The organism is Okeania sp. SIO3I5 (assembly GCF_010672085.1).
Classification (GTDB): Bacteria; Cyanobacteriota; Cyanobacteriia; order Cyanobacteriales; family Microcoleaceae; genus Trichodesmium.
This window is the reverse complement of record NZ_JAAHHT010000288.1, coordinates 1-10,881: the sequence shown is the minus strand read 5'-3', so window position 1 is coordinate 10,881 and position 10,881 is coordinate 1. Positions and strand designations below refer to the sequence as shown.

7 protein-coding genes and 1 pseudogene are annotated in these 10,881 nt (G+C 34.1%); 3 read left to right on the top strand and 5 right to left on the bottom strand.

The annotated features are described in order from the left end of the window. Nucleotides 1-119 precede the first annotated feature (119 nt). The 4 genes from F6K40_RS35260 to F6K40_RS35245 all read right to left on the bottom strand — a co-directional run bounded on the left by F6K40_RS35260 (nucleotide 120) and on the right by F6K40_RS35245 (nucleotide 4,799). Nucleotides 120-1,094, bottom strand: a complete 975-nt coding sequence (locus F6K40_RS35260; RefSeq protein WP_293143326.1) for a hypothetical protein — start codon at nucleotides 1,092-1,094, stop codon at nucleotides 120-122. 8 nt (nucleotides 1,095-1,102) lie between these two features. Further along, complete coding sequence (locus tag F6K40_RS35255) at nucleotides 1,103-2,554, bottom strand: AAA family ATPase (protein WP_293143324.1); 1,452 nt, start codon at nucleotides 2,552-2,554, stop codon at nucleotides 1,103-1,105. Between the two features lie 460 nt (nucleotides 2,555-3,014). Next, nucleotides 3,015-4,070: a fatty acid desaturase gene (locus tag F6K40_RS35250; RefSeq protein WP_293143322.1), complete on the bottom strand. Its 1,056-nt coding sequence runs from the start codon at nucleotides 4,068-4,070 to the stop codon at nucleotides 3,015-3,017. A 495-nt stretch (nucleotides 4,071-4,565) separates the two neighbouring features. Further along, entirely contained in the window at nucleotides 4,566-4,799 is a 234-nt protein-coding gene (locus F6K40_RS35245) for a hypothetical protein (RefSeq protein WP_293143320.1), read from the bottom strand. A 717-nt stretch (nucleotides 4,800-5,516) separates the two neighbouring features. Between F6K40_RS35245 and thrC the strand changes: the two genes are divergently transcribed. Beyond that, nucleotides 5,517-6,611 (top strand): threonine synthase, encoded by a 1,095-nt coding sequence (gene thrC, locus F6K40_RS35240; RefSeq protein ID WP_293143317.1) that lies wholly within the window; start codon nucleotides 5,517-5,519, stop codon nucleotides 6,609-6,611. Between the two features lie 89 nt (nucleotides 6,612-6,700). Further along, nucleotides 6,701-6,835, top strand: a pseudogene (locus F6K40_RS35235) (threonine synthase); the annotation flags it as partial. A gap of 73 nt (nucleotides 6,836-6,908) precedes the next feature. Here F6K40_RS35235 and F6K40_RS35230 read toward each other — a convergent pair. Then, nucleotides 6,909-7,541: a hypothetical protein gene (locus tag F6K40_RS35230; RefSeq protein ID WP_293143314.1), complete on the bottom strand. Its 633-nt coding sequence runs from the start codon at nucleotides 7,539-7,541 to the stop codon at nucleotides 6,909-6,911. Between the two features lie 2,064 nt (nucleotides 7,542-9,605). On the opposite strand from F6K40_RS35230, the gene F6K40_RS35225 reads away from it, so the two are divergent. Then, the gene (locus tag F6K40_RS35225) at nucleotides 9,606-10,733 is read left to right on the top strand and encodes a YihY/virulence factor BrkB family protein (RefSeq protein ID WP_293143311.1); all 1,128 of its coding nucleotides are present in this window, start codon (nucleotides 9,606-9,608) and stop codon (nucleotides 10,731-10,733) included. The last annotated feature ends 148 nt before the right edge of the window (nucleotides 10,734-10,881 follow it).

The following is a 10,881-nucleotide window of genomic DNA, read 5'->3' as shown; positions in this document are numbered from 1 at the left end:
CTCTAAGCGTGAGAGTTTCTAACTTTGGAATAGCCATGGCTAGCCATGGCTAGCCATGGCTATTCCAAGAATTTTGTACTGTCTAGATTAATAAATAATCAGCAATTATTTTTTCACAATTAATCAGGTATATCGCCGATCTCTTTTAACTTTTTGTAAATACCATCTGAAAATCTTTGTATTTTATCTTGATGACCTTTTTTTGCTGAGTTTTCTAAATTTTCCCATGTCAGATTTTTACCTGGTTTTCGCCAATATTTGATTGCTTTCCATGCTTCAGTTCCTCCTGCTGTTGAGTTAAAAACTCGCTTGAGAGCTTGTTTGATTTCCGCTTCTGTTTCTACTGTTAACAAATTGACTCTTTGTAGTTGATTAGATTCACGATCAATAGCTTTTATTTGTCTACTTAAAGCTGTTTGAGTTTTTGCTAATAGAGATAAAGCTTCTTGCTTGGATAGATTAGTAATTTTTTGACGTATAACTTCTAATTGATTGTTCAGAATGTCCTCAATTTCTGGAAGTTTTTTGGGTAATAACTGGTCAATTTTACTTTCTATATTCTCCAGTTTTTCCTCTGCGATATTATTGATTTGGGGTTGAGAATTAGTAGGAGATGATGTATTTAGTCGATCTAACTTTGTTGTTATTGGTTGCAATTTTTGATCAAGTTGACTATTTAGTTCTTTTGTCAAACTTGATCTCAAATTATTAAACATTTTCGTCAAGTCAATTTGACTCTCTTGAACATCAATAGGAACTTCTGGAGATTCAGCTATTGGAGTATCTAAACCTCTCAAAATCTCCTGTTGTTTCCTGATATTTTCTTCCTGTTCTTCTGTAATAATAAACCCTCTAATCATACCTGAATGTTCTGGGTCTATTTCTGATGCTTTAACAGTTGAATGATACTCAAAATCACCTGTGACAATTTCGCAACTTTCAATACCTGTTCTTTTTAAAATAATAGGTTTAACGATACCTCCTGTTGTCAAAATCAAGTTAGCCATATTATCGATTTCCTCTGGTGAAAACTCAGAGATATCAACTTTTGAAGTAACATTATCAAGGTCTACTAAGGAAGTAGATAGTTTCATATTTTCACTCATACTTTTGAAATAATTTCTGTTGCTAAATTTTCAAATTCTTCTACTGAAGGTTCGTCTGATTTGTAGTCAAAAATTGATATAGGATTAGGAACTTCTATATCATCTATCCAAATAGTTTTATCTAGACACTTAGCTAAATCTTCTCTTTGAAAAATACAGCTATCCATGAGTGGCAAATTATAACGTTCTTGAATAATTGCTTTGCGACGGGGTAATGTATATTGAATATATCTACTGTTAGTAGGAATTTTGGAAGGTAAAACACCTAGTATATTAACCTCCGAAATACCCATTTCTTCTCTAAATTCGTTAATTTCTTCAACGAAATTTTTCACATTTGGTAATCCCTCATTTGCAAAGGCTTTTAAGTCAGAAGGAATTATTAAATAATCTGTTGTTATCATTGCTATTCTAGCATAAAGATTCAGTGAAGGTGGGGTGTCAATAATTACAAAATCATAATTATCTTTAGCTTCTAATAATTTTTTTCTTAATCTTGTTTTTGCTGCATCAATTTCTGATAGTTCTTTTTCCCCTTTCATTAAAGTAATATGAGATGGGATTACATCAATTTCAGGGTCATTGAACTGAGATTTGCGAACAACTTCAGGGATTAAAAATTTCTTAGAATTTCTAATAACATGATAAATATACTTGTCTTTTAAATTATCATTTTCCTCATCGTAAAATTTAGCTACTCCTAAAGCAAACGTTGCATTTGCTTGACTGTCTAAATCAATAACTAGAACTTGATAACCTTTTTTGCTCAAGGCAGCAGCTAAGTTAACTACTGTTGTCGTCTTTCCAACTCCGCCTTTATTATGATACACAGCAATTACTTTCATAGAATTTCTCCTACTTTGATTAATTGGATTAGACTCGGTTTCAATGTTTAGTAATTTTCCCTGGTTTTCAGGAATATTGCTAACAATTTTTTTTGTCTCAGATTGAGTAGCGATCGCCTCACTTCCCCCTGCTTTTTCTCTCATAATTTCCGGTCTATCAGAACTTCCATTTTGATGCAAATATTCTCTACCTACTAATTTTTTAATTTCTTCTATTTTGTCATCAATTTCAATTCCCAAACAACTAAAAATCAACTCAATATTATTTTTTACTCTTTGATAAATCCTAATTTCTTTAGCATTAGTTAACAAGCCATATTTTACATTCATACTTGTTAAATAACGCCTAAGTTTTCGTTGATGGCGGTCTAAATTTTGTTTTGGATGTTTTGCCTCCATTACTAAAGCTAAAGGGGAATCACCATCCAAACGAAAAGGTAGTTCCTGAGCAGCAAACGATAAAAAGTCTAAACGGATACTACCCAACGTTACTTCTTGATGCCAATGTTCGATACCATATCCTAATTTCGGCAGTAGATAACTAACAATTAGTTTGCTTTCTACTTCGCTTTCGTTGCGACATAAGTTTGGATTAAAACTCAAGGTGATTATTCCTTAATTTTGAATTTTTTCCTTGATCGACTCATCCAATAGTATCCAATGGGTTAATTGATGTCAATCTTGACAATTTACTTTGATTGTATTACAGGTTTAAGCATTCAGCTATTAGCTATTACCAATTCACTTTAAAGATGTTACAAATACTTTCCAACTTTAGATGTGAAATAATTTCCTGAAATTACTGTAGTGTCAAAATTTTAAGCCACTAATACTAAGCGTGACAAAAGAATTTTACAAAACTATAGTTATAGGTAATGGGGAAAACTTAACTGGGAACAGCTCAAAAAGATTTGTAGCAAACATTTATCAAACTGCTATAAAATCTTAATGCCTAAATTTTAACTTCTGTGAAAAAGTAGGGACGTTGTATAATAAAAATACGAACGTCCCTACAAGGTGATTATTTTTTAATCTGATTCATTGACCTGAAAACTGTTGTCAATTATTGGGAAACTTTTTGAGCATCATACTCTTTAAAAGTTAGATAAAACTTTTCCCGATCGTACAAATGACACTTATCTGTTATCTCTTTCATTAAAGACCAAGAAAACTTAGTTTCATAAAGTTTATCTCCCCATTTATCCTTCAAAAATTGATGTGCTTTCCTCAGATTATATGAAGGAATTCCTGTTGAAATATGATGAGGAATATGCACATTAATATCATGGCAAAGAAACTCTACCCAACGAGGATAATCACAATGTACCGTACCAAATAATTGAGCTTCTGCTTCATTCCACTCTGGTGCAGGAGAAAAAGGAATTTCTGGCACTGTATGATGAACAATAGTAAATGTACTCATCCAAAAGTGGTAAACTAACCAGGGTATTAACCAAAACTTGACTAAACCCCACAAACCAACTGTCCCTATTAACAAAGGAAAGGCGATCGCGCTAAACCCAACAACTACCAATGCAGAAAACTTGACATCTTCCCTATTCTTTTCCTCAAATTTTCTCCAGTCAAAATTCACAACTGCCCAATGAGCAATAGAACCTAACCACCAAAGTCTGCCACGCATAACTCTATACACTGACTGCATAAAGCTACCAGCAACCTCGTAATCTTCTGGATACCAAGGTTGCCAAGCATTATCTTCACCCATTTTATTTGTATGTTTATGGTGATGATTATGGCCTATTCGCCAACCATGAAAGGGATAAATTAAGGGCAAAAACGCCAAGTGACCAACTAGATCGTTGACCCAGCGACGGTTAGCAAAGGACCGATGACCGCAGTCATGGCCAATTACAAAAAACCCTGTTAATGCGGTGCCAGTAAAAACCCAGACTAAGGGCAATAAAAACCAAGGTGTAATTGTTAGTCCCCAATAACCTAAAACAACCATAAATATATTGGTTGCCACCATTGTCCATGTTTTCCATCTATCTTTGATGAAAACTTCGCGGGGCAGAGTTTTCACAATATCTTTTAGTTGTAGTTGCTCGTTTTTATAATTAGAATTTCCATGAGGAGATTCTGCAATTGATACAGTCATAAATTGTTTAAATTTCCCGTTTTTTTTGATGGTTATATAGTAGATTTATGATTCCGAAAAAAAACGCCAGCTCAAGAATTTTGCTGGCGATTTTAACCACAGAAAGTTATTTACAGCTAATGCTAAGAACTATTAGAATTCATTAACATCTTCCTAACTTAATCAATCAAATTAACTCTCAGTTTTTCTGTATCTGATTAAGGTATATTCAATCAATTCTATGGAAAAATTGATAATTGCTTACAAGTTGGGTAAGTGTTTTTAATACCAATTTTATTGTAGTTAAAGTCCCCCTAACAGGGGAGGCTTTAAACCAATTTTTCCACTGACTGTTAGTGAATTGTGTTTAAAACAATGCTGTATGTGGCAAAACCTTTCTTTTTATATCACAATTTTGTTACTATCCAGATAAATTAATTAATTGTGTTGCTTTTCCTACTTCTTTTTTGTTGGTCAAGTCTAATTATCACCTATTCACAATTTTTATTGATTGACTTATTTTTCATTTTGTGAGATTAAGTTTCGTTCTCTGATAGTTAGTAATTCTAATAAGAGAGTTTCTATTTCTGCCTCAAGATGAAGCAACTTAACTTGTTGCTCTTTTTGATACAAGGATTTCATCTTTTCTAAGGTGCAGGTTTGATTTTTTGATAACATTGAACGATTTACCCTTTTTCCAGTATCCATAGAAGAAGATGCACTGGACGAAATAGATGTACTGTTGGACATTAGTAACTTACTAGCCATTTATACTCACTTAAATTCATTCATTATATTTATTGTAACTGAAATATTAAGATAGACTACAAGAAATTAAGCTATCTTAAGTATTCCAGAATCAGGGTTTGGGGTACTATTACCTATCAAACATTTGGATAATACAATAAGATAGCTAAAATTTAGTATAATATTTAACTATAAGTGCAATTAAGTTTTCATTCCGAGCAGGAGCAGAAAATTTTGGCTACAATATGCTGGTATGCTGGATGGGGAGACTTCCTATCTAGATTTTTTGATTGTAAAAACGGTTTCACTTTTCGGCGATCGCCAACATGAAATGCTGTGCGACATAGAACGCAACATCAAAAGCATTTGCGTAGTATGACTTAGGAAAACTCCTCTGAAAAAGGCAAATGCTTGAGGTGAAAACTTATAGTTGTGAATCCCCAAAACACAGGCTAAATTTGTTGGATAGTGGCCAAAATTCTAGAGAAAACTCAAAGATAGAATTCATTCTTGCCCCCATTATGTCATAGTAATAGAGCGGGATGTGAATAGAGAATAAATATCAAAAATAGGGCGGCAGGGCATTCCGTCCTAAGACCTTCGTGCAGTCCGACGGGATACCGGGACTACAAAACGAGAGAGCACACACCATACTGTAAAGTTGGCGTGGGAGTATGTCAATTCCGAGATTAGTCAAATTAAACAATTTAAAACTTAAAGATGACCTTAATATTGCCCCCTTATCAGTCAAAATTACAAGGCTGGCCTGGTTTGATCGAGGCGTATAGATCCTATCTGCCTGTGACAGAAGAGACTCCTGTGGTGACATTGCAAGAAGGTAATACTCCTCTGATTCCTGTGCCAGCGATCGCCAACCAGGTAGGCAGACAGGTAGAAGTATTTGTTAAATATGATGGCCTCAACCCCACGGGTAGTTTCAAAGATCGGGGTATGACTCTAGCTATATCTAAGGCTAAAGAGGCAGGAGCTAAAGCAGTAATCTGTGCCAGTACGGGGAATACTTCAGCTTCGGCAGCAGCTTATGCTAGACGAGGTGGGATGCGAGCTTTTGTTATAATCCCAGATGGTTATGTGGCTTTAGGAAAGTTAGCCCAGGCTCTATTGTATGGTGCTGAAGTTTTGGCAATCAAGGGAAACTTTGACCAAGCTCTAGAAATAGTAAGGGATGTTGCTGATAAGTATCCCGTGACTTTAGTTAACTCAGTTAATCCCTATCGTCTGGAAGGTCAAAAAACGGGAGCTTTTGAGGTAGTGGATACTTTGGGGGATGCTCCAGATTGGTTGTGCATTCCTGTGGGAAATGCCGGAAATATCACAGCATATTGGATGGGATTTTGTCAATACCATAAAACCGGAAAATGCGATCGTCTACCAAAAATGATGGGCTTTCAGGCAGCAGGGGCAGCACCTATTGTCCAAGGTTATCCTGTAGCTAATCCAGAAACAGTGGCCAGTGCTATTAGAATTGGCAACCCTGCTAGTTGGGAAAAGGCTGTAGCTGCTCAAGAAGCTAGTCAGGGAAATTTTACTCCTGTTACTGATGAAGAGATATTGGAAGCTTATCGTTTATTGGCTTCTAGTGAAGGAATTTTTTGTGAACCTGCTAGTGCTGCTTCTGTTGCTGGTTTATTGAAAGTTAAAGACCAAGTTCCTACAGGAGCAAGGATAGTTTGTGTACTTACTGGCCATGGTCTTAAAGACCCAGATGTGGCGATTAAACATAGCCATAATAATCAATTTTGCCAGGGAATAGAGCCGACTATAGAGGCAGTTGCTAAAATTATGGGATTTTAAAGCCAGAAGGCAGAAGGCAGAAGGCAGAAGGCAGAAGGCATAAGGCATAAGGCAGAAGGCAGAAGGAAAATATTTTTGGGTTTACCTTAGCAAAGATAGTTTGTGTACTTACTGGCCATGGTCTGAAAGACCCAGATGTGGCGATTAAACATAGCCATAATAATCGGTTTTGCCAGGGAATAGAGCTAACTATAGAGGTAGTTGCTAAAATTATGGGATTTTAAAGGCAGAAGGCAGAAGGAAAAATGGAAATGTAAAATGGAAAATATCTTTAGCTTTACCTTTGAGCTTTTCTTCCTAATCTTTACTACTGGGTAAGCGAGGCAATACTTTTTCGTTGTTGAGTAACTGGGGAGCATCAGGAGAAAAGCTTTCCTGTAATTGGATTTGAGTTGGATTTTGATTTTGATTATTAATTTCTGTTTTTAATTCAAGACTGGGAATAGTTTCTGATTTTTGCTGTTTAGCTGCTTTAGCTTTGGCCAGAATGTCTACTGCATCTGCCAAAGCATTTGTTAAACTTTTACGAGTATTTGCATGACTACTTTGCTCTTGTTGGAGAGCTTCTGTTAATTTTTGGACTTTTTCCACAGAGCGATCACGTTCTTGACTCACCTCAATAATTTTGGCCTTAAATTCAGACTCGGTTTGTAAATGTTGGATTTGCTGTTCAATAGTTATTATACTTTCATCTCCATCGTCTTTAACAGAGGAAAAACCCTTTTGTAATTTCTGAAGTTTGGTCTTTAAGTTATCAATAATTTCTTGACTGTGTTGAGTTTCATTTCTTCGTTGTTGAGCTTCGGTATTATATAGTTGACGCCACTTAAAAGCAGTATCTTGAGCTACATTTAATTCTGTTTGTAGTTCGACTATTTTTTGTTGAAGAGCTTTAATTTCATTTAACCACGGGGTTATGTCCTGAGTCATATCATATTTTAGATTCTAGAATTTCCATTTAATTATTGCTCTGCTGATTAAATCTCAAAGCATTTACCAATACAGGTTTTAGCCTTTTTAGGTATTTTCAAAGAGTACCTGGTTTTGAGCTCTTCATGCTCAAAAAGTTAGCATTTTTGGCGCATCGTTGGACAAAAAAATTACTCCACTACTCCCCTACTTCTTGAAAAAAAACTTTTTCAGCAAACCCTAATTAGGTGATATTTTCTTTTTTAGACTGCCTTGGCAATTTTAAACTAATTTCAACTAAAAATTAATTAATTTGGCAGTAGTCATTTCAGTTATCAGTTATCAGTTATCAGTTATACCATGTCCGGATAAGAGCGTGATAAAAACACTTCTTTCTCCTGGTACATTCTTTTCTCCTGTCTCCTGTCTCCTGTCTCCTGTCTCCTCCCTAATTATTTATAACTGTTCAACCGGACATGATATTATCAGTACCTCTGGCGCTCACCATTGGAATTGAAACAATCAACCCAATATTTTTTTATCCCCTTAAAAGGGGAGACTTTGGACTTCATTTCTTGGTAAAGAACCAACGATCTAGTGGTAAGCAACAAGGAATAGGGAATAGAGAGCGGGAATATTTCCGATATCCTTGATCCTTACTATTTTAGAACTACAATTAATTTAAAATTTCATACAAATTCTAGTTTATAAAAGGGATTTATAATTCATCCGCGCTCCGTGTTCCCTACTTGACTAAGTAACATCAGGAAAGCACTTTTACTATTATATCAAATTAGGATAATTATTTAAGTAGGCAGACAAAATTAATTACACAAAATTTAAGCTAAAACCTTTGTCTAGGAAAAACCTAGTATGCAAATATTTTTGTCCAGGTACTTATCAAACTAAAATCAAAAAGGAGTGGATGTATTTCAATTTCTTTCTTACTCCTGCTAGTACCCTACTATATTAATAATAAGTGTTCAACTAAACATGATATTAGAGGGTATCTATAAATGAAGGATTAAGCCTTTATGTTAGAGTGAATTAGGCGGAAATAATTCCACAAAGTCATACAATTTTTATATCTCTCACAACCCGCTCATAGGTACTTTAAGGTTGGGAATACCCCACCCATAAGCTGTTTTTAGATTGATTCTATAGATAGCTTAATTATTAACCACAAATATCTGAGTTTTCAGCCCCTATATTTTCCCTATAGTTTGACTTTTTATTTTTTAGTTTTGCCTTAAAATCAATAATTTACTTTGGTCAAAGCAATTCAAAATTAAAAATTATTAATTCGCTCATTATAACCTCTGCCTCAAGTTATAGGCTTGAAATAAGGAAAATATTTTTGATTTTTTCACTCTTTGAATAACGAGGCTTTAATCCTTAATTAAATAATTATTTAAATTTAGTTAGAACCAAAATTTTTGAACTTTGAATGCGTGAATTTTTAATTCAAAAAATGGTCAATTTTATGAGATTTATCAATTTATAATTGGTAAGCATTCAGCTATTAGCAATGAGTTATTAACTTATTATCTTGTCAGAAGGAATTAGTCTCTAAGGAGAATTAAAAATTATTAAGAAAAAGGTTATTAGCTAACCTTAGTAGTTGCTGAATTATTTTAAAAGCTAAACGCTGAATGCTGAATGCTAATACCTGAGTGCTTACTATAATTGTTACTTTTAAGTGGTAGTTAGTCGAACGTTTATTCTCAACTACAAATAACTGTTATGATATTTTTTTGCTATAGCACTACCCATTAATACCAATTTGAAAAAAGAATGTTACAAATAATAAGCACTGTTAAAATATTTTATAGCAAACTTACATTTGATCAAAAAGATAAATTAAGATACAAAAAAGTAGATCAAACCTATTCATTCTGACTTCTGATTCCTCACTCCTGACTCCTAAGAAGTACCTTAACTATTTATAGCAAAAATTTATCAAATTAGTATAAGGTTAGGACATTTCTAAATCCTGTTTGCGGAGCATTTCCCTATAAGAAAAAGCCTATAAAAAGTCTGCTGTTACCTGTTCCCTATTCCCTATTCCCTACCGCTATAAAAGCCATGAGCTTTCTGAATTTTCTACGTCACTTTAATTCTGCCACATTGCGGGAAGTTTTAAACCGCGAAAATAGGCAGCGATTTTTAGATTTATTAACTCCAATTGCTCAAGGTGTGTATAGAGTTTTATTAGCAATACTGAAGAGGATAATCAAACATATACTGAAACGAATTATTCGCTTTTTTCAGTTCATTCTCCACCTAAATTTTAAGACTATTAAGGAAGTATTTAATTGTGCAGCAAAGCAGAGATTATCAGGTTTATCTGCAGAAATGGCTTATCATGCTATGCTCGCTCTATTTCCTGCTTTATTAACAATAATTGCGGCAATTGGACTCTTTGACTCTTTGAGCTCAACCCTATTTCAAATGGGAAGTTTACTAATAGATATAGTGCCCAATCAAGTGCGGTTTTTAATTAGCAGCGCTGTCGATGAAATTCAGAGTTCTCCGAACAAACAAATATTTTCTTTCAGTTTTATTGTATCGATCTGGATATTTTCTAGTGTACTTAGTTCTGCAATGGCAGCACTCGATCAAATTCATCAAGTTCCTATTGAGAAAAAACGACCTTTTTGGAAAGTAAAGTTAGTTTCTTTAGGACTTACTATTGGGACTCTAATACTATTAATTATTGCCTCTGGATTAGTATTAGTTAGTGACTTAATTGTAGACATGATTTCTCGGCAAAGTTGCTTATTAGAAACTTTGCCTAATTGCCCTCCGGATCAGGTTGCTAATTGTTTATTTGAAGAACCTGTTGATAATTGTGTTTTGAAGTCACAATTATTAGAAACTTGGAGTCAATTAAGATGGCCGATAACTTTAGGAATAGTATCAACAGCTTTTGCTTTTATTTATCGTTTTGGTCCGAGTTCTAGAAGGAAAGGTACACCGATAATGCCTGGTGCAATTATTGCAGCATTAATGTGGGCAGGAGCTTCTAATTTATTTCGTTTATATGTTTTTCATTTTGGCAACTATAACCGAACTTATGGAGCTATTGGTACTTTTATTATTTTATTATTGTGGTTATATATTAGTTCATTGGTAGTTTTAATTGGGGCACAATTAAATGTAACAGTAGGTGAGGCAATGGCAAGAGAAAGCAAGGTTATGGAAGGAGAATAAAAGTATTAGAAAATATGTTAAATAATTAATAATTAATAATTAATAATTACCTCTGCTTAAAAAGAAGAGGATTGCTTCAGAGAAACTTTTTTTATTTTTTTATCTTTTAAAGAAGACGCTTTCAACCTTGATTTTTCGGTAGAAAAGA